Raw genomic sequence first — 20152 nt, 5'->3', positions numbered from 1 at the left:
TACTATTTAAGGTTAATAGTTTAGTAACAAGATTTAAAAATTCGACTTAAATTCATTAATGAATGGAGAGGTTTATATGAAATTAAAAGACAAAGTAGCAATCATAACTGGTGGTGCAAGTGGAATTGGCGAATCTACTGTTCGTCTTTTTATCGAAGAAGGTGCAAAAGTAGTTATTGCTGACTTTTCTGAACGTGGAAAAGAACTATCAGATGAATTGAATGCACATGGATATAATACGTTATTTATTAAAACCGATGTAACAAAAGAGGCAGATATTAAACAGCTAATTCATGAGACAGTAAGTACATACGGTAAATTAGATATTATGTATGCCAATGCCGGCGTTGCTGATGATGCACCGGCAAACGAATTATCCTATGAAAAGTGGAAAAGAACTATTGATATTAATTTGTCTGGGGTATTCCTTTCTGATAAATATTCGATTGAACAATTTCTTAAACAAGGTACAGGTGGTGTCATCGTTAACGCTGGTTCGATTCATAGTTTTGTTTCATTACCTACACCAACAGCATACTCCTCTGCAAAAGGTGGTGTGAAACTATTAACTCAAAATTTATGTACTGCCTACGCTAAATATGGAATACGTATTAACGCGGTGTGCCCTGGTTATATTGACACCCCTTTACTAGGTAGTGTTAATCCTCAACAGAAAGAATATTTAGCTTCACTTCATCCACAAGGCAGACTTGGAACACCAGAAGAAGTCGCTAAAGCTGTCTTATTTTTAGCAAGTGATGATGCTAGTTTTGTTAACGGCACAACACTTCTTGTTGATGGAGGCTATACTGCACGTTAATTTAAAAATTTTGAAGCACCCTAAAAAATATATAGTCTTCAACAAGAAAAAGCGCCATCACAAGTGACGGCGCTTTTTCTATGTAAGAGCAACTAGAAGATATCCTTCTAGCCTACTCCCATTTATAAGTCCAAAACTGTTCAAGTTGCAGCCATTTTAATGTTGCTGCATCTTTGTTTTTTATTTTTGCATGCGTGTCTTCAAGCATTGCTTCTGTTTGTGAACGGTGCGCACCTAATGCAGTTAATTTATGATCAAATACTTCACTAATGTTATTTACAACATCCGGTTCTCCTAATACTGCTTCACGATTTTTCGTAATCGCAACAGCATGAATAACTGGGCGCTCTTCTTTTGGCATACGTGATACAGCGCGAACGACAGCGCGGCCAAATGCATTATGATCTGGATGTACACCGTGCTCTGGATAAAATGTAATAATTCGAGATGGATTTACTTCTTGAATGATTGCTTCAATTTTGTCAGCAACGAAATCAACATCTTCAAATTCTAACGTTTTATCATGGAAGCCAAGCATTCTTAAATCTTTAATACCCATCGCTTCACAAGCATCTTTCAATTCTTTCTTACGGATATGTGGAATCGTTTCACGGTTAGCGAATACGTTCTTACCCATGTTACGTCCCATTTGTCCTAGAGTACCACATGCATATGTTACAGGTACTCCTTGATCTGTTAATAAGCGAATTGTCCCTCCCGCAGCATATGCTTCATCATCTGGATGCGGAAATACAACAAGTACATGTCTCTCCATAAGTTTCCCTCCTTCTTACTTAAATGGTGTTAAGCTTAACTCAAGTGCAACTGCTAGACGACCTAAATTATCATGTCCAGCTAATAATAAACGCTCTTGATCGTCTACTTCCCAGTGCGTAATACCTTCAGCATATACCCAACCGTGATCCATTTTCAGACCAACTCGGTATGGATTTGTTCCAGTTATCTTCCCGCGTTCAAAACGGATAATCGCATTTCGAATGAAAGCACCAACTGTCATCATCTTTTCATTTATGTGTGATGCATACGCTCCGTTTGTCGTTTCTAAATGAATATATACATCTTTATTTACAAAACGTTCAATTTCATTTTGAATAAGAGAACTATCTTTTACTATTTCCATCGGAATTCACCTCTTTAAACCATTTTACGCAAAAATAATGTAAATTGCTATCTCTATATTAGAGGACAACGCTCACTTTTCCTAATAATTTGCACTGTGTTTTTTATATTTTTTATATGATATGTAAAAAATACATTTTTTCCTTCACTTTGTTAAATAGTTTTCTTTCTTTTTTGAATTTGCTACAATATATTTTATCCCGTATTATTGCAGCGAGATACATTTCGACAATTGAATACATAATTTAAAGAAGGTGACATGATTGGAACAGTCAGCACATGAAGTAGCAAATTGGCAATATTATTTTGCAATTGCCGTATTTTTAATCACGTACGGATTTATTATTTCTGAGAAATTGAATCGTGCTGTAATCGCACTATTCGGTGCTGCTATTATGATTATTTTTGGAGTTGTAGATTTACATACTGCTTTCACATCACATATTCAATGGGAAACGATTACCCTTTTAATTGGGATGATGATTCTCGTACATATTACGAGTCAATCAGGCGTCTTTGAATTTGTGGCCATTAAAGCGGCAAAAGCAGCTGGCGGAAAACCGATTCGCATTTTATTATTACTATCCCTATTAACTGCTGTCGGATCAGCATTTTTGGACAATGTAACGACTGTTTTATTAATCGTTCCTGTTACATTATCCATTACACGTATTTTAAAAGTAAATCCTGTGCCTTATTTGATTTCAGAAGTGCTGTTTTCAAATATAGGCGGAACAGCAACATTAATCGGTGATCCACCTAATATTATGATTGGATCAGCAAACAAGCATTTAGACTTTAACGCCTTTTTACTTAACTTAGCTCCAATCGTAATTATTATTTCTATTGTGACACTTGGCATTATTTACTTCATGTACCGTAACAAACTAAAAACAACACCTGAACAAATCGAAAAACTAATGGCATTAAATGAAAAAGATTATATTAAGGATCAAAGCCTCCTTTTAAAATCTATTTCGATTTTAGGACTAACTATTTTAGGCTTCGTACTTCATTCGATTATTCATGTAGACGCTGCCGTTATAGCGATGACAGGCGCTACACTTCTTATGTTAATCGGCGTGAAAGAACATGATATTGAAGATGTATTTGCCCACGTTGAATGGGTAACCATTTTCTTCTTCGCCGGACTATTCGTTCTCGTTGGCGGGTTAATTGATATCGGACTTATCTCTTCACTTGCAAAAGAAGTAATCGGCGTAACAAACGGTGACATCGGATTCGCAGCTATACTTATTTTATGGGTATCTGGCATCGCATCTGCGACAATCGACAACATCCCTTTTGTCGCTACGATGATTCCTCTTATTCAAGACTTAGCTACAGGACTCGGACTATCTGTCGATTCTCCGCAAATCGAAGTACTATGGTGGGCGTTATCTCTTGGAGCTTGCTTAGGAGGAAATGGAACGCTAATCGGAGCATCTGCAAACGTAGTCGTTGCTGGTATTGCAAAACGTGAAGGACATGCTTTCTCTTATATGGACTTCTTAAAAATTGGTTTACCATTAACTATTGTTGCACTCTTGTTATCACATGCTTATATATATTTACGTTATTTAATGTAAAAGTTGTATTGCATGAAATTATATCGTCAAATCCAAAAGGTTTGCAGCATCGTGCTGCAAACCTTTTTTCATCACCAAAATATACCGATAATTGCTAACCCACCTAAAATCATACCACCAATTTGTCCGACAATTGTTGGTGATAATTGAACACCTTTTCTCACTTCAACAACTGGTCTTTCGTGCCTTAGTTGCTGCACTTCGCTTTGCAGTTGATGTACACTTCCGTGTAACTCTTTAATTAGTTCCTTTAATTCAGCGACCTCTTCATTTACTGGTTTTGCTTTTTCTAAATTCATTTTACATAACTCCTTATAAATTCAATCAGTTCACTGTAAATTTTCGCCAATTATCATTATATCTCCTGCATACTACATATATAATATTGAATGTATTCGCTAATCTTGCAACCCTATCCATTCATCCCGCAATATCCCCATAATGATACGATCAAAACACTTCCCATCTCTTTGAACCGCTTCTCTCATACACCCTTCCATCTGAAAACCTATCTTTTTATACAACGCAATGGCTGCTTTATTATAAGAAATCACATCCAGACCGACGCGGTGTAAATTCAATTCATAGAAAGCATACTTTAAAATAAGATGTATTGCTTCTTTCCCATATCCTTTTCCTCTATCATTCGCATCTCCTATACCAATGGCTAATAAACCTGTTCTGTTATTCCACTCTATACCATGAATCGCCACAAAACCAATTAAGCGATCTTCTTGAACTGTCCTTACCATGAAAGAAACACTATTCGATCTTCGTCCTTTTAATAACCCATCACTTGCTATTTCATTTAAAGATTGCGGGAATGCTACATCTGTATCAACATTTCTTAAATACTCACTATCTTCTTGCCACATAGCCATTACTTCAGCATCTGTTTCTCTCATAGCTGATAATTTAATCGTTTTATTTCGAAAAAGATTCATTGTCATTTCAAACTCCCCCTTTATTAAATAACGGGGATAATTATTCCAGCCTATTTACCCCCTCGTTTCATAAACTGTTTCATAAACGGGATACTTACAATAAGCGCTGACATTGGCACATCTCCTCCATATCGAATTAACTTCATTGTATAATTTTTCATTTATTCTAACAATAATAGAAAGGCCCTCCAAATTTAGAGGGCCTTTCCTAATAACAAAACTATATTATTTCGTAAACATTTTCTCCGCTTCATCCATTGCCATTTTGTTTCCTAAAGCAGAATAGTCAAGCCATGGTTGATCATTGATAATGTATACATGCTTGCCTTTAACTGCTTTTAAGTCTTTCCAAATTGGTGTTTCTTGAAGTTGTTTAAATGCTGCTTTTGCTTTGTCATCTCTATTTACAACAACGAAAATCGCATCTGCATCAAAGTCAGGTAATACTTCTTGTGAAATGACTTCGAAAGGACGGTTTCCATCAATTTTCTCTACACCATTTGCAGGTTGTAACCCTAGGTCTTGGAATAAAATTGGTCCCATCGGTCTTTTCGTACTAAATACACGCAATTCTTTTGCAGTAACGCGAATTGCCATTACTTTTTCGTTATTACCTAGCTCTTTATCTATTAAACCTTTTACTCGTTTTGATTGCTCTTCGTAATCTTGAATATATTTATCTGCTTCTTTCTCACGGTTTACAAGTTTACCAACTTGTTTTAAATGCTCTCTCCACGTACCTTCATCTAAATTGAAAGAATGTGTTTTTGCAATTTTTTCGTATTTCGCTACATCTTTACCAGCATATTTTTCATCAACATAAATGTCAGTTGGCTTTAATTGAAGTAACGCTTCCATATTCGGATCTGTTACAACACCAAGCTTCTTCGTATCTTTCAACTTCTCTTTAGCGTGCGGTAAGAAATCTTTTAAATCTCCACCAATAACAGAACCTACTGGTGTAATTCCTAATGCAAGTAAATCATTCGTTAAATGAATAGACATTGAAGCAATTTTTGGGTCATTACTTTTTTCCGTTTTTTTCGTTGCCTCTTCATTAGCTTTCGTTTGACCACATGCTGCTAATACTAAAATACACATCATGCTAAATAAAATAGTAAGTTTCTTTTTCATATGTTCTCCTCTTTGAAGTATTTATTTTGTTTTTGTAAGTAAATAAAGAAAATACGGTGCTCCTAAAGTTGCCACTACTATACCAGCTGGAATAGAGTTTGGCTCAAATATAGAACGACCTATCGTATCTGCTAGCACTAAAATAATCATTCCGATAATGCCAGCTAAAGGAAGAAAGTGTTGATATGTAGTACCTACTAACTTCCTTGCGATATGCGGAGCAACTAAACCGATAAAACCAATTCCTCCTGCCATCGATACACTTGTGCAAGATAATCCAACCGCTGTAGCTAAAAGTAATAACCGTTCTTTTTGAACAGAAACACCAAGTCCTGCTGCTACACTATCACCTAGTGACAATGCATTTAACGTTTTAGATTTTAGCCACGCATAAGGGGTTAGTATGAAAATCCAAGGTAATAATGCAAGGACATGAATCCAATCCCTTCCCCACACGTTACCAACTAGCCATCTAGAAGCGAATGTATACGTCTCATCATTTAACTTGAGAGAGAAAAATAGCGAAATTGCACTAAAGCCAGCTGAAACTGCAATACCGACGAGAATAAGTCTAATGGGAAGTAAACCTTTTGACCGATCACTCGCAAGTAAAATAATAAGAAATGCAGCTAATACTCCTCCGCCAAATGTAAATAACGGTATTAAAATGGATGCACTCTCATTAATAGAATGAAAGAGAGTAACAAATACGATAAGACCGAAAGATGCACCTGAATGCAACCCTAAAATACCAGGATCTGCAAGTGCATTACGTGATAACCCTTGCAAAATCGCACCGGAAATACCAAGACCAATACCGGCTAACATCGTGATTATTATTCTTGGCATACGATAATCATATAGCACGGTTGCACTCTCAAAATCACCATAACCCAAAAGTGTTTCAATTACTCTAAGTGGTGCTATACTCAGCGTCCCTGTATTTAAACTAATTAAAATTACAGCGATACTTATACATCCGAAGATTGTAGTTACAGTAATAGCTCTCTTTTTATCCGTGTTAAAAAGATCTTTCACTTATAACTCCCTCCCAACTTTACGTGCTATATAGAGGAAGAACGGAACTCCAACAAGAGCTACCATAATCCCTATCGCAAGTTCCTTAGGAGGATTTACTGTTCTTGCCCCTAAATCAGCTACAACTAATAACATAGCTCCTAATAATGCTGACATAGGAATAATGAGTCTATAATTCACACCAACTAATTTTCTAGCAATGTGCGGGATAACTAGTCCTACAAATCCAATAGAACCAACAGCTGAAACAGAAACACCTGCCAGAATAACTACTATAATCATCCCTAGTATTCTCGTTCGGTTCGTTTTCACTCCTAAATTTGTAGCAACATCATCCCCCATTGATATGAGTGAAATAGATCTCCCTAGCATTGTCGCGAAAATAATCGTTATAAGAATAATAGGAACTAAAAATTTCACGTGTTCCCACTTAACCCCTGCAACACCACCAGCATACCAAAATGCTAAATCTTGGCTTAAATCATAATAAATCGCAACACCTGAACTTAATGAATGTAAAAGCGCTGCCATAACTGCTCCAGCAATCGTTAATCTCATTGGTGTTAACCCGCCTGATGTTGCTGATCCAATAACAAAAATAAGTACTGTACTTAAGACTGCTCCAATAAAGGAAACAATCATTAAATAGGAATACGGCATATGCGGAAAAAAAGCAAAACTAAGTGCCACTACAAACATCGCACCTGCATTTATTCCGAGTACACCTGCATCAGCTAAAGGATTTCGTGTTATACCTTGCATAACAGCACCAGCAACCGCAAAAGCTGCCCCTACAACTCCTGCACCAATTACTCTCGGGAGCCTTAATTCATAAATAATTTGGTGCTGCGTTAATTTCGGATTGTAATTCAAAATCGCTGCCCAAACCGTTTGTAAATGAATATCTTTTGCACCAAATGAAATGGCTAAAAATATAGATCCAATTAAACATAAAATTGTTAAGCTCATGAAACATATGAACTTAATATGTATCCAGCGGTTATTACCAGCATGTACAGTAGACTTATGTAACATGTTTCATTTCATCCTTTATATTCAGTTGTTTTTTATAATTGTTTTTTATTTATAATTATTATTGATAATAATTATCATTTTCATTTAGATATTATATCCCCACTTTTTTAAATAGCAAACTATTTTTTCACTTCGCTAAATATTAAAATACTCATTACAATTCCTTCTAAAACTTACAAATACATGCAACATAGACTACTGGATTATTTTTTAAATTGTAGTATACTTATTGATTATTTTGATTTTTCTAATAAAAATCCCGAAGGTGACACAATGTTCCATATAAAACAACTACTACACTTCACTTACGAGCAAACATTATCTTGCTTATTCCCAGTCGTTATTTTCTTAACACTAGCCCTTTCAAAAATCGTTTCTATTCCAGGGTTATATCGCTATGATTTCATACTCATCGCATGTCTTCTTATGCAGTGGATTATGTACAAGACTGGACTTGAGACGAAAGACGAATTAAAAGTAATTACTGTCTTTCACCTCATCGGCCTTTTACTAGAAATATATAAAGTTCATTTCGGTTCATGGAGTTATCCTGAAGAGGCGTATTCAAAGATTTTTGGAGTTCCGCTTTACAGCGGCTTTATGTACGCAAGTGTCGCAAGTTACATATGCCAAGCGTGGAGAAGGTTGCATTTACAAATGCATTATTGGCCGAAAGCTATTTTTACCGTGCCATTAGGAGCAATGATTTACTTCAATTTTTTCACGCATCATTTTCTATACGATTTTAGATGGTTCTTAACTTTACTTCTATTCATCGTTTTCTTTCGGACATTTGTGGAATTTTCATTACGAGGCGTTACATATAAAATACCACTCGTTCTCTCCTTTTTCCTTATCGGTTTCTTCATTTGGATTGCAGAGAACATCGCAACATTTTTCGGAGCATGGCAATATCCAAATCAACGGGAAGCATGGAATCTCGTCCACTTAAGCAAAATTAGTTCATGGTTTTTACTCGTTGTTATTAGCATTATGATTGTCACGCAGCTCAAACATTTGAAGGAATCAAAAAGATAATGCTAATTATGTAAAAACAGTTAGCCCATCACTCATTAGAAAGTGATGAGCTAACTGTTTTTAGTAATATTTTTTAAACCGTCCTTATCAAGGGAGTTATAATTTACAAGAGTATAAGCAATTACACATTATGAACTACTACTAGCAGAAGATGTTGCTACAGATGAAGCGGCAATCGTTGCCATCATAGCTGCCTGTTGTGCTTGTATGAGGACTTCTATCATTGTTTGTAAACCTGTGTTAGTAGCTTTACTTTCCTCACCTTTCTGACTTACGAACAGTTGAATAGCAATAAGAATAGTTGTATCTGTATGCCAACGGAACAATTTATCCCCCTGCAATTTTTCAATAAATGCTCGAATAGAATGAATCTCTTTTTCTCCGTCCTCGAGTAACGCTAGTAGCCCGATAGCTGGGTAATGCATCTGTTTTACTTTTACCTTTTCTTGCTTTAACAAATTCCATATATTTGTACATTTTGCAACTAATAGTTCTTCCCTGACATCCTTCTTTAGTGAAAGAATATGACTCAAAAATTGAAGATCATTCCCTTTACGCAAACCAGCTGTCGCTAGTTTCTGATAAAGACGTTCCACTCGGTCCATAAGTGTTTCTACATGCTCTGATTGTCCTGCTAATAAAACTGCGAGCGGATAATCATTTGTACTTGTAAGAAAGAGGTGATCCTTTTTCATGCGTTTATATACTTGCATCGAACGCTGAATGTGCGCGCCATGCTGTTCATTTTCTTCTGTTAAAAGCACAGCTGCTGCGAGATAAGTAAATATACTCCGGCTAAAGCCACCAGTGACCAATTGTTCATATAAATCTAAAAACTTCCGAAAAGCTTCCTTGTAATCTGTAAAGTGAATATCTAATGTTGCGGCCACTACAAAACGATGATAAGACTTTAAGTATGAAAACATCCCTACCTGATTCTTAATATAGCTACTAATTTCTAAAAAACGTCCGAGATCAAACAATTTATCACTACCTGCATACATAGCAGCAATCATCATTCCTGTTCGAGAATCACTCGTTTTCCATTTTAGTTCTCCCTTTAACTGTACATATGTATGTTTATATTGCTCCAACTTTTGCTCTAATGTAATCATAGTATTCACCCCTATTTCTAGTTCTTCTCTATTATTATACGTATATTCCATATTTAGGAATACTACAATTAATAATCACAACATAAAAAATTATAAAATTCTCTAATCCTTCAAGAAGTTATACAAAAAAGGTAGATAATAATTTATCTACCTTTTTTGTATATATTATTTAACATTACAACTGTATTGCTTGTTATATGCAATTAAGACTAAAGAGCTTTAATAATACGTTCCATCGCCTTCATTTGCCCAATATGATCAGCTTCATGATAAAGCATCATACCGTAAAGCTCCCCTACTGTTTCCAATCCTAGGAATGGCTCTGGCAGTTTATTTTCAAATGCTTCTGCTGGAATTTCGTTAATACGTTTTGCTTGTTCTTTTAATTGAGCCGTTAACACTTCTAACGATGGTCCTTCTGTCGTCCATTTAGATGGTCTTGATCCATATCCAAACATACCTGGATATTCAGTTGGCAATTGTTTAAATTCTCTTCCGAACATGAAAGTCTCTGCTGCTGTTAACACGTGACCGATATGCCAACGAATTGTATTGTTAAAACCCTCTGGCTGCGTATCCACAGTTTTATCATCTAACGTTTCCATAAATTTAAGTAACGCCCCGCGCGTTATTTCAAATTGTTTTAAACCCACTAGTCTATTCATTTTATCGTTCCCCTTCTTGATGTACAATTTATTATGAACTAAGAATGTTCAACTTATTAAAGTTTCACCTTGTTTAATCTATCAGAAACAAATAAGAAATACATCTAATATGCTTATTAAAAATAATAAAAAGGTTCACTCCTCGTAAATATAGAATTACTTACTATGTTAATAAAAGAGGAGTGTACTTGCATGTTACATATTTTAAAACAACAATATAATCTTATTAGCTCTACAAGAGAAACTCTATTTTCGTTTTTGGAAGAAATCCCAGTAGAAAAATTACATAGCACAGTTCCTAATTTCGGAAGCGGTAGCATTATAAAGACTCATATTCATGTAGCCGATTGCTATCGATACTGGCTTGGATCATTCGCATTCAAGCAAAAAAGAGCAGATTTTTCATTTGCTAGCGATTACGAAATTGAGCATGCAGATGTGGAAAAAGTTCGCGCTAGATTTAAGTTAGTAGATGAGACTGTACAACATTTTTTAGATGAATACAATGACCGTTGGCTCGAAAATATAGCAAATGAAGTGAAATGGCAAAAAGAACCTTGGAGCACAACTCCGCTATGGCTTTTAACTCATACGGAGACGCATGAATTTCACCATAAAGGACAAATTGTATCTATGGCTCGTCACCTTGGATATACTCCTCCTGATACAGACCTTAGTTAATACATTCGTGTTCATTTAAAAGCGGAATGAGCAGCAAGAATAATAGTATGATCAAAAAACTCGTTGATACATTTTGTTGTGTATAAAACATTTATTATTTGTTTTAGGTATACCATGCCATTATAAAATTCATGTAACATCGAATTAAGATTCATATTTTTATGTAACTCATTGAAGAAAGTTAAGTATTTATACATTCAATTACTAACTAAAGGAGAAAATTATAATGAGATTAGAGAGCGAGAGAATTTATTTAAGGCCTCTTTGTCAGCTAGATGCTCCTATTATATTACAAAGTACAATGGATGATGAAATAAGATATATGACTGGAACTAAGTCCACTTTTTCATTGGAGCAAATTACGAAACATATAGATCATATAAATAATGATTCAAGTCGCTATGATTTCGCTATTTGTTTACAAAGTACTGACAAGATGATTGGAGAGTTGTCGATTTTAGATATCGATGAGGAGAACAAAAGAGCAGGATTCAGAATATCAATGCTTTCAATAGCATTAACAGGACAAGGCTATGGAACGGAAGCTATTAAAATAGTTTTAAGATTTGTTTTTGAACAACTATCATTAAATCGTTTACAGTTAGAAGTATTTAGCCATAATTTACGCGGAATTAAAGCTTATGAAAAAGTTGGTTTTGTAAAAGAAGGAACCTTACGTCAATCTTTATTTTATAACGATACATACTCAGATGAAATTATTATGGCCATACTTAAAAGCGATTATATAGAGAGACCTTTGTAAATGGATGCAGTTAATCTATTAAACAAATTTAAAGAACCTTACCACAATAAAATGCAGTAAGGCTCTTTCATTTTTATATCAAATAACAGCTCTTAAAACATGTATAATCGTATTAATACCAAATAGTCTCCGCATAATTATAAGCATCACTATTTGGTATTGCATGTTTCCCCTGTGCTTGCGCCTTTCTTGGATCTAAGTCATATACCATTGGCGTATAGCATGATGTTTGCCCTTTATTTACAACACCATTTCCTCCAGCACTTCCACAAGTGTATGCCTTTCCATCTGTTTTTCTAACAATCCTTGCATCAGCTTCGTTATTATAAACTGCCAGGCGAGTTACAGTAACTTTTGCCCACGCTGTTTTACACGTCGTGCTAAATTTTAATTCTACATAAGAATTTGAATCAATCCACTTCTTTTCTTTCGTTACTGCGGATTGATCACAGCTGTTATAGTAAGGACTTTTCCCATCATATGAATGATCTTCTGCGTATACTTTATCGCTATTAGTCGTGCTAAACATACTAGTTACAATGAGTAAAGATAGCAATAAACATGCACTCGTCTTTTTTAAAAGTTTCATATCATTTCACTCCTTTCTTAATAACGTGCTGTTTTTCCGTAACCGTTATTAAACGTAACTGCTTCAGCATCTGCTGTGTATCCGAAATCAGCAGTCAAATCAAATACCATTCCTGTATAAGTGCTCGTTTGACCTGTTTTTATTGTGCCGTTCCCCTGATTAGAAGTAACTGATTTTTGGAATACACCATTTTTGTATTTATTCACAACAGCGTACGCGTACACTCCTCCCGAAACAGCTGGTGCTGGTTGATCTAAAACAAACTTAGCCCATGCTGCATGACATTTATTACTGTAACGTAAATACACTGTCCCTACTTTTTTACTACCTTCATATACAGCTGTAGATTTTGCATTAAATCCATCTGCATCACACGTCGTACTTCCCCCGTATACTTTCGTTGTTGCTGGATTTTTCCCGTCATAATAACTGCTTAAATCAGTAGCTGCAAATGTACTTCCTTGGAAACTAAATAATACCCCTACACTCGCTGCACTTAACACACATACTTTCATTAGCTTTTTAAACATTGTAAATCTCCTCCCTCAAAATAAGTACGTTTATCTATCCCCTATGTACGCCCCTCCTTTCATGCTGCCTAGAGGCATCTTACAGAAACGAATAAAAGTTGTAAATTCCCTTACGATTATTGGAATATACAAAGAAATTTACTTATCCTTTTAAGAAAAAAAATTGAGAAATACAAATTTGAAGACATCCTTTATTTCAAACATAAAAGAACCGATACTTGTTACATGCAAGCATCAGTTCTTTATACAAAATTGCCATTTTTTCTTTTTATAAAATAAATATTTCTCCACTTAATCCGTTGTAAAGAACTCCCTCGTTACATCAATAAATTGCTGCAGTGGCACTGTCATCCATTTGTCTTTATGCCAAGCGATTTGCGTATAAATCGGAGAGATTGTATTTTCTAAATGTAACTCTTTTATCGTCCCCTCTCGTATATCTTTTTCTACTACTATTGCTGGTAAAACGGCTATGCCTAAATCTGCAATAACACATTGTTTAATTGCTTCAACACTAACAAACTCAATTTTATTTGCTGGATATACATCTTCCCAGCGAAATAGCTCTTCAAATAAAGTCCGATACGAGCAGCCTAATTCTGTTAGTAACAGTGTTTCACTCTCTAAATCTTTTATAGAAGCAGTAGTCTGTTCAAGTAAACGATGTGTAGGAGCAGCTACTACTTTTAATTCTTCTTTCATAAGTGGTTCCACATGTAAAACATCTTCTGTTTTACACTCATCCAAAATAAATGCAAGATCTACTTTTCCCTCCATCAATTGTTCCTTCGCATCTTTATTGGAATGTGCTGGTTTAAATATAAGTTTTATTTTTGGGAATTGTATTTTAAACCTCTTTAGTATAGAAGGCAGTCTGTATGTACATTGACTTTCTTGTGCACCAATTATTAACGTACCTGCTATTTCTTCATCATCTTTCACAGCCATTTTCGCTTCGTTACTGAGTGCAATCATCTTGTCGGCATATAGTTGAAACTTCCTACCTGCTTCAGTTAAGAAAAGACGTTTCCCTAATCTCTCAAATAGTGGTGTACCGAGCTCAGCCTCTAATGTTTTAATTTGTGCTGTAACGCTCGATTGGGCAAAGTTTAATTTCTTCGCAGTTTGTGTAAAGTTCAAAGTATGTGCCGCTACTTTAAATGTAATTAACTGTTTTATTTCCATTTATCATCCCTCTTTTCAATCGATATTTCCGATTGATTCCATCGAAATAATCCTCTTTGTCTATTGATATTTGTATTGTATGATAAAGAACATCTATAAACAATATAAATGGAGGTATTCCATATGAAAGCACTTTGTTTCGAAACATTCGGAGACGCTAATGTTCTACACTATAAAGAAATACACGATCCAATCATAAGTCCAAATGAAATTCTTGTCCGCACGAAAGCAATCGGATTAAACTTCGCTGATATTTATAGACGCCGCGGCGATTATCATCTTGCTGGCAATCTGCCTTATGTATTAGGTTATGAAGGAGCTGGAATTGTTGAAAAAGTAGGAGCTGACGTTACTACTATCAACCTAGGAGACCGTATTGCATTTGCGGACGTCCCATTTGCAAATGCAGAACTAGTTGCCGTTCCATCTGAAAAAGTAATCCCACTACCAGATTCTATTTCTTTTGAAACAGCCGCTTCTGTCTTATTACAAGGATTAACTGCACATTATTTAACGCACGATAGCTATCAACTAAAACAAGGTGATATAGCTTTAGTACACGCTGCAGCTGGTGGCGTCGGTCAACTTCTTATTCAAATGATTAAACTACAGGGCGGAACAGTAATTGGTCTTACATCATCAAAAGAAAAAGCAAAGATAGCTACATTAGCTGGTGCCGATCACGTATTTTTATATACCGAAGCATGGCATATGAAAGTACTTGAAATGACTAATGGAACTGGAGTAAATGTTGTGTATGAATCAGTAGGTTCTACATTAGGGGAAAGTTTTAACGCTACTAAAATTGGCGGTACTGTCGTATTTTACGGAATGGCTGGTGGTAATCCTGCGCCAGTTGATCCGCGTATGCTTATGGATACTTCAAAAACTTTAACTGGTGGAGACCTTTGGAACGTGCTTACCACTTATGAAGAACGTAAAAAACGATCTACTCAATTATTCGATTGGATCGCAACTGGAAAATTAAACATTTCAAATCCTACTACATTCTCTTTACAAGACGGTGCTCTTGCTCATGAATTATTAGAGAGCCGTAAAAGCACAGGGAAGATTTTATTAATCCCATAATTCACAAAATGAAAAGGAAGCTAGATTTCTCTACCTTCCTTTTCTTATTTCTATTTGAGATTTAATTATATTTCCACACTTTCTTTCCCTTTTGCAACATAACTCATATCTCCAACCGACTCGACTGTATATGTTCCATCTTGGTATACAATCTTCGTCACACTAGCATTTTCCACCCCAAGTTTTGTTTTGCTACTGTCTAACATTTCTATTAAGGTAGTAATCAAAAGCCCATGAACGACAACTAAAACGTTACCGCCACCATTTCCAGCAGCTTCTTCACTAATTTTATCTATCTCAGCTTTTATGCGAGTAGAAAATAATTCCCAATCTTCCGCCTGTTTTGTAGGATCTGCTACTCTAATAAGATTAATCACTTCTTGAATAGAAAACTTCATAAGTTCTTCTGGTGATGCAACGCCTGCAGCTTTTCCAACCACATCCCACATATTCTCAAGTTTTTCACCTTCAAAAATACCGAAATTTAATTCTCGCAAATCTTTTCTTTGCTCAAGTTTTAATTTTGATTGCTCACTATATTTTAATACTAAATTAGCAGTTTCAATTGCGCGGCCGCTATCACTACTATATGCATTCATAAAATGAATATCTTTTAATCCTGTCCCTAAATTTGTGGCAACTTCAACACCTTTTTCTACTAATGGAGAATCAGCCCAACCTTGCGCGCGATGATTCGTATTTAATATTGTTTTACCGTGTCTTGTAACATATAACGTAACTGCATTCTCATTGCTATCTGTTTCTCGCTTATTCATTTCATTCTCTCCCTTTACGTTTCTATATCAATTTTACCACCTCAATTATTCATTGAGCAAAATATACGTCAGTAGATCCGCTTAATAAAAAAAGCTATCTTTCTGTATATCCATACAAAAAGATAGCATCTTTTATGATTACATTTCTTAACCGTTACTCCTACTCAGCAAAAGCACTCGAATATTGTACAATTCCTTTTACACCTCGAAGAGAATTTTCTGTTAATTCCATTATCATAAATACCTCTTCAGGCACTTCAAACGGTGCTTTTATATTCCACTCACTTGCTTTCTTAAAACCAAATTTCGGGTAGTACTCTGGATGTCCCAATACTACAACTGATCCGTATCCAAGTTCTTTCGCTTTTTCTAATGCAGCTACAATCAGTTTTCCACCAATTCCTTTTTTCTGATGACCCCTAGCAACTGAAACTGGTGCAAGCGCTAACGATTCTACAGAAGTTCCATCTTGTTCTATTGTAATTTTCGATAACATAATGTGACCAACTATATCTTCATCTACCGCAACAATTGATAACTCTGGAACAAACGCGTCACATTCTCTAATACGTTTTACAAGTTCATGTTCTGTTTTATCACTAAATTCTTCCTTTAAAAATGCTTCTTTTACGACTTCTTCTGTTTTTCTATAATCATTTTTTTGTTCTTGTCTAATCGTTACCATTTTAACTTATCCTCTATTCTTTCTTATTTCTTTTTGAATTTTACGCAGTGCTTTTTTCGATCCGCGCTCAATATCGTGTTGCATTTTTCTTTCTTTATAATCAACAAATAGTGTATTTAAATCGTATCCTTCTGGATATAACTCCTTCGCTGCTACTTCTAAAGTAATACGTTTTACATTTACTTCAACGAATTCACCGTTATAATATACAACAACGTTATAAAAATTATCTTTTTCCTTATAGATGATACCAAAATCATCATGATCCAATAAATTAACACGATCGCCGATTTTGTACTCATAATGAGATTCTCTTTTTTCTTGTACGAATTTCGGTTTTCTAATTTTACTTTCATTCACTTTTTCTAAAGCGTACTCTTTATTTCCCATGTACTCTTTCGCCCTTTTCAGTACATGTTCTTTTACGTTCATTTTATTCGCAATCCAAAGTGCATTACTTTCTCCTGATTTTCCGATAACTAATTTATAAAGCGGCTCTAACGTTTCACTATTAAACTGCATCGCTGCATTCATAAAGTCATCATGCATTTCTGAGAATCGTTTAATTTCTCCGTAATGCGTACTCGCAACGGTAATACATCCCGCAAAGTACAACTCTTCTAAAATAGAAATTGCAAGTGCTGCACCTTCATTTGGCTCTGTACCGCTCCCTATTTCATCAAATAAAAGTAACGTATTATTATTTGACATCCTCATAATCTCAGAAAGATTTTTCATATGAGATGAAAATGTACTTAGTGCGTTTTCGATACTTTGATTATCACCAATATCTACAAATACATTTTCAAAAATAGCGATTTCTGTCCCTTTATCTCCTGCAATATGAAGACCTGACATTGTAGCTAATGTTAACAATCCAATCGTTTTTAACACAATTGTCTTTCCGCCCGCATTCGGCCCTGTAATAATTAAACTACGATACTCTTGACCAATTTTAAAATTCAAGGGTACAACTTGCCCTGTTAAAAGCGGATGCTTACAATTCACTAAATGAATGTAGCCATGATCATTTAACTTCGGTTCTATTCCATCAATCGATTTACTAAACTTCGCTTTCGCAAATACCATATCATACTGACTAATTAGCTCCATGTTAATCTTTATACTATAAATATTTTCTAATACCATCCCTGATAAAGTCGCTAAAATTTGATATTCTTCAATCGCTTCTTCTGCTTTCAAACCTGCTAGTTCTGCATTCAATTTCGTAACCGTATGCGGTTCTATAAATACAGTAGAACCTTTTGCCGAGGCTTCAATAATACTTCCGGCAACTTGGTTTTTATAGGAAGATTTAATTGGAATCGTATAACGGTCATCCTTTTTACTAATAAAGAATTCCTGAATGAATTTCTTATTTGCACTACTATTTAAAAACTTCGTTAAACGTTCTTTTATTTTCCCATCTACAGAATCGATATTATTTCGAATTCGTTTTAACTCTTTACTTGCAGCTGCATCAATACTATTTCCTTTAATTGAAAAGTTAATTTCCTCTTCAATACTTTTATATTCAGTCATTGAATTTGCATAAGAAGCTAATACTGGTGCAAAAAATTCTTTATCTAACATAAACTTTTTAATCTTTCTACATCCACGTAAAAAGTCTGAAACACTCACTAATTCTTCTGGATCTAAAATCATACCTTTTTCTAATTTTTGAATTGTACTAGCAATATTAGAAATGCCGAAGAAAGGAACATGCCCTTCTGCATCTAATATAGCTCGTGCTTCTGTCGTTTCATTCAGCCGATTTCTCACTACTTTTATACTCGTACTCGGCTCTAATTTGTTTAATAATTCCTTACCTAATCCACTTACACAATAAGATTTCACTATATCCTTTAATTCGTTATATTGTAACTTTTCAAAAGTCATCGTATTCATTTTGTTTCTCCTCACTATGATTGATTTTTATCATAAATGAAGATACCTACTCATTAGATTCCAATGAGTCATATATAAAATTCCATAATTATACAATAAAAACATATACAAAAAAGCTGCGGGGATACCGCAGCTTTTACATTTACAAGGCATGTGTAATAACGTATGAGGAAATAAGCCATAAAAAATAGATGGCAGTCCCTTATTACACGCTTTATAAAGTATTGTAGGTATCTTCATAGGTTTTGAAATAAATGCATGACAAAATTAGGGGTATGATGTACATAAAAATCCCCTGGTCTTATCCGATTTATTTCATTAAATTTTTCCTATTTAATACCTACCGCACTCACAAAAAGCACCTCTCATTAATTTATATTATAGTCATTGAAATCTAATTTATTGAAATCATCATACTATATGTTACGTGAGAAGTAAAGGTGTCATACTTTAGTAGTACGTAACTATAAATTTCAATATTGCTTAAATTAGGTCTATATTCGCTGAAGAGAAATTATAAGAAGCGCCTCCGCTATTGCGAATGTCATTTACTTCCCCAAATACATTTAATAATTATGACAAGCAATGATAGGAGGTTTACTATATGAATGAAGAGTATAGTATTTTACACGGACCTGCTCTGGAACCAAATTTAATCGGTCCCACACTACCATCAATTCCACCATTTACATTCCCCACCGGACCTACTGGAATCACAGGACCTACCGGCGCGACAGGTTTTACCGGAATTGGAATAACTGGTCCTACCGGGGTTACAGGTCCTACCGGAATCGGAATAACTGGTCCTACTGGGGCTACAGGTCCTACCGGAATCGGAATAACTGGTCCTACTGGCGCAACCGGTTTAGGGATTCTTCCCATATTTGGAACAATAACTTCTCAAGTAGGAATCGGTTTTTCAGCAGTAGTTAATACAAATATTAATTTTACCATTCCAGGACCTGCTAGTGGAACTACCCTAAATCCATTAAATAATTCTATTACAATTGATACCACTGGCGTGTACTCTGTATCCTTTTCAATTGTATTTGTAATACAAGCTATATCGTCTAGTATATTAAATCTTACAATAAACGATTCCATTCAATTCGCAATTGAAACGCGAGTTGGTGGTGCTTCTGGGGTGAGAGCTACATCCGCCAGAACTGATTTACTACCTTTAAATCAAGGGGATGTTCTTCGAGTACGAATAAGAGAAGCCACGGGTGACATTATATATTCCAATGCCTCTCTTGTTGTTATAAAGGTCGACTAGCTCTTTTATTACAATAAAGATTTATGAAAAATAAAGTGAAACTTTAATAAGCCCTCACCAATCGGGCTTCCCACAAATAGCGGGATAAATATGCACAATATAAAAAGAAGAGGAAAACTTATATTTCAGTCTACCTCTTCTTTTTCATCACC

22 protein-coding genes are annotated in these 20152 nt (G+C 35.1%); 7 read left to right on the top strand and 15 right to left on the bottom strand.

The window, feature by feature from the left end; all coding sequences use genetic code 11:
• Window positions 1-76 precede the first annotated feature (76 nt).
• Entirely contained in the window at window positions 77-820 is a 744-nt protein-coding gene (locus IQ781_RS26070; RefSeq protein ID WP_000768018.1) for an SDR family NAD(P)-dependent oxidoreductase, read from the top strand.
• A gap of 112 nt (window positions 821-932) precedes the next feature.
• Here IQ781_RS26070 and bshB2 read toward each other — a convergent pair whose 3' ends face one another.
• Both bshB2 and IQ781_RS26060 read right to left on the bottom strand, forming a co-directional pair.
• Window positions 933-1595: a bacillithiol biosynthesis deacetylase BshB2 gene (gene bshB2, locus IQ781_RS26065; protein ID WP_000439483.1), complete on the bottom strand. Its 663-nt coding sequence runs from the start codon at window positions 1593-1595 to the stop codon at window positions 933-935.
• A gap of 15 nt (window positions 1596-1610) precedes the next feature.
• A complete protein-coding gene (locus IQ781_RS26060; protein ID WP_000407045.1) occupies window positions 1611-1961 on the bottom strand; it encodes a YojF family protein in 351 nt (116 codons plus the stop codon).
• 262 nt (window positions 1962-2223) lie between these two features.
• Here IQ781_RS26060 and IQ781_RS26055 point away from each other — a divergent pair, with 262 nt between their 5' ends.
• Entirely contained in the window at window positions 2224-3549 is a 1326-nt protein-coding gene (locus IQ781_RS26055) for an ArsB/NhaD family transporter (protein WP_000437988.1), read from the top strand.
• A 71-nt stretch (window positions 3550-3620) separates the two neighbouring features.
• Here IQ781_RS26055 and IQ781_RS26050 read toward each other — a convergent pair whose 3' ends face one another.
• From IQ781_RS26050 to IQ781_RS26030, 5 genes are all read right to left on the bottom strand, one after another.
• On the bottom strand, window positions 3621-3848 hold the full coding sequence (locus IQ781_RS26050; protein ID WP_001047304.1) for a coiled-coil domain-containing protein: 228 nt from the start codon (window positions 3846-3848) through the stop codon (window positions 3621-3623).
• Between the two features lie 99 nt (window positions 3849-3947).
• Entirely contained in the window at window positions 3948-4499 is a 552-nt protein-coding gene (locus IQ781_RS26045; RefSeq protein WP_000178509.1) for a GNAT family N-acetyltransferase, read from the bottom strand.
• A gap of 219 nt (window positions 4500-4718) precedes the next feature.
• Window positions 4719-5627 (bottom strand): iron-hydroxamate ABC transporter substrate-binding protein, encoded by a 909-nt coding sequence (locus IQ781_RS26040; RefSeq protein WP_000728218.1) that lies wholly within the window; start codon window positions 5625-5627, stop codon window positions 4719-4721.
• A gap of 21 nt (window positions 5628-5648) precedes the next feature.
• Window positions 5649-6665: a FecCD family ABC transporter permease gene (locus tag IQ781_RS26035; RefSeq protein WP_139846876.1), complete on the bottom strand. Its 1017-nt coding sequence runs from the start codon at window positions 6663-6665 to the stop codon at window positions 5649-5651.
• Complete coding sequence (locus IQ781_RS26030) at window positions 6666-7700, bottom strand: FecCD family ABC transporter permease (protein ID WP_065211775.1); 1035 nt, start codon at window positions 7698-7700, stop codon at window positions 6666-6668.
• 273 nt (window positions 7701-7973) lie between these two features.
• Between IQ781_RS26030 and IQ781_RS26025 the strand changes: the two genes are divergently transcribed.
• Window positions 7974-8738 carry a DUF817 domain-containing protein gene (locus IQ781_RS26025; RefSeq protein ID WP_000468401.1) on the top strand — a complete coding sequence of 255 codons (765 nt, stop codon included), beginning with the start codon at window positions 7974-7976 and terminating at the stop codon, window positions 8736-8738.
• A gap of 128 nt (window positions 8739-8866) precedes the next feature.
• Here the strand turns inward: IQ781_RS26025 and IQ781_RS26020 are convergent, their stop codons facing one another.
• Complete coding sequence (locus IQ781_RS26020; RefSeq protein ID WP_002041575.1) at window positions 8867-9904, bottom strand: DUF4003 domain-containing protein; 1038 nt, start codon at window positions 9902-9904, stop codon at window positions 8867-8869.
• 158 nt (window positions 9905-10062) lie between these two features.
• Complete coding sequence (locus tag IQ781_RS26015; RefSeq protein WP_001081123.1) at window positions 10063-10518, bottom strand: DinB family protein; 456 nt, start codon at window positions 10516-10518, stop codon at window positions 10063-10065.
• Window positions 10519-10710: 192 nt separating this feature from the next.
• Between IQ781_RS26015 and IQ781_RS26010 the strand changes: the two genes are divergently transcribed.
• On the top strand, window positions 10711-11199 hold the full coding sequence (locus tag IQ781_RS26010; protein WP_063220840.1) for a DinB family protein: 489 nt from the start codon (window positions 10711-10713) through the stop codon (window positions 11197-11199).
• Window positions 11200-11425: 226 nt separating this feature from the next.
• Window positions 11426-11962 carry a GNAT family N-acetyltransferase gene (locus IQ781_RS26005; protein ID WP_001235433.1) on the top strand — a complete coding sequence of 179 codons (537 nt, stop codon included), beginning with the start codon at window positions 11426-11428 and terminating at the stop codon, window positions 11960-11962.
• A gap of 112 nt (window positions 11963-12074) precedes the next feature.
• On the opposite strand, the gene IQ781_RS26000 is transcribed toward IQ781_RS26005, so the two are convergent.
• From IQ781_RS26000 to IQ781_RS25990, 3 genes are all read right to left on the bottom strand, one after another.
• The gene (locus IQ781_RS26000; RefSeq protein WP_000771156.1) at window positions 12075-12551 is read right to left on the bottom strand and encodes a DUF2690 domain-containing protein; all 477 of its coding nucleotides are present in this window, start codon (window positions 12549-12551) and stop codon (window positions 12075-12077) included.
• A 17-nt stretch (window positions 12552-12568) separates the two neighbouring features.
• Entirely contained in the window at window positions 12569-13081 is a 513-nt protein-coding gene (locus IQ781_RS25995; RefSeq protein WP_000473741.1) for a YjfA family protein, read from the bottom strand.
• 291 nt (window positions 13082-13372) lie between these two features.
• Window positions 13373-14266 carry a LysR family transcriptional regulator gene (locus IQ781_RS25990; protein WP_000403897.1) on the bottom strand — a complete coding sequence of 298 codons (894 nt, stop codon included), beginning with the start codon at window positions 14264-14266 and terminating at the stop codon, window positions 13373-13375.
• 123 nt (window positions 14267-14389) lie between these two features.
• Between IQ781_RS25990 and IQ781_RS25985 the strand changes: the two genes are divergently transcribed.
• On the top strand, window positions 14390-15355 hold the full coding sequence (locus IQ781_RS25985; RefSeq protein ID WP_139846877.1) for a quinone oxidoreductase family protein: 966 nt from the start codon (window positions 14390-14392) through the stop codon (window positions 15353-15355).
• Window positions 15356-15420: 65 nt separating this feature from the next.
• Here IQ781_RS25985 and IQ781_RS25980 read toward each other — a convergent pair whose 3' ends face one another.
• The 3 genes from IQ781_RS25980 to IQ781_RS25970 all read right to left on the bottom strand — a co-directional run bounded on the left by IQ781_RS25980 (window position 15421) and on the right by IQ781_RS25970 (window position 18724).
• Window positions 15421-16131: a histidine phosphatase family protein gene (locus IQ781_RS25980; RefSeq protein WP_001042044.1), complete on the bottom strand. Its 711-nt coding sequence runs from the start codon at window positions 16129-16131 to the stop codon at window positions 15421-15423.
• A 160-nt stretch (window positions 16132-16291) separates the two neighbouring features.
• Complete coding sequence (locus tag IQ781_RS25975; RefSeq protein WP_000256470.1) at window positions 16292-16816, bottom strand: GNAT family N-acetyltransferase; 525 nt, start codon at window positions 16814-16816, stop codon at window positions 16292-16294.
• A gap of 6 nt (window positions 16817-16822) precedes the next feature.
• Window positions 16823-18724, bottom strand: a complete 1902-nt coding sequence (locus tag IQ781_RS25970) for an endonuclease MutS2 (RefSeq protein WP_139846878.1) — start codon at window positions 18722-18724, stop codon at window positions 16823-16825.
• A gap of 604 nt (window positions 18725-19328) precedes the next feature.
• On the opposite strand from IQ781_RS25970, the gene betA reads away from it, so the two are divergent.
• Window positions 19329-20000 carry a collagen-like exosporium glycoprotein BetA gene (gene betA, locus IQ781_RS25965; protein ID WP_069358177.1) on the top strand — a complete coding sequence of 224 codons (672 nt, stop codon included), beginning with the start codon at window positions 19329-19331 and terminating at the stop codon, window positions 19998-20000.
• Window positions 20001-20152: the final 152 nt, after the last annotated feature.

This window comes from Bacillus sp. N447-1 (assembly GCF_022701035.1).
In the GTDB taxonomy this organism is placed as follows: domain Bacteria; phylum Bacillota; class Bacilli; order Bacillales; family Bacillaceae_G; genus Bacillus_A; species Bacillus_A cereus.
The sequence above is the reverse complement of the archived record's forward strand: the minus strand, read 5'-3'. Positions and strand labels throughout refer to the sequence as shown.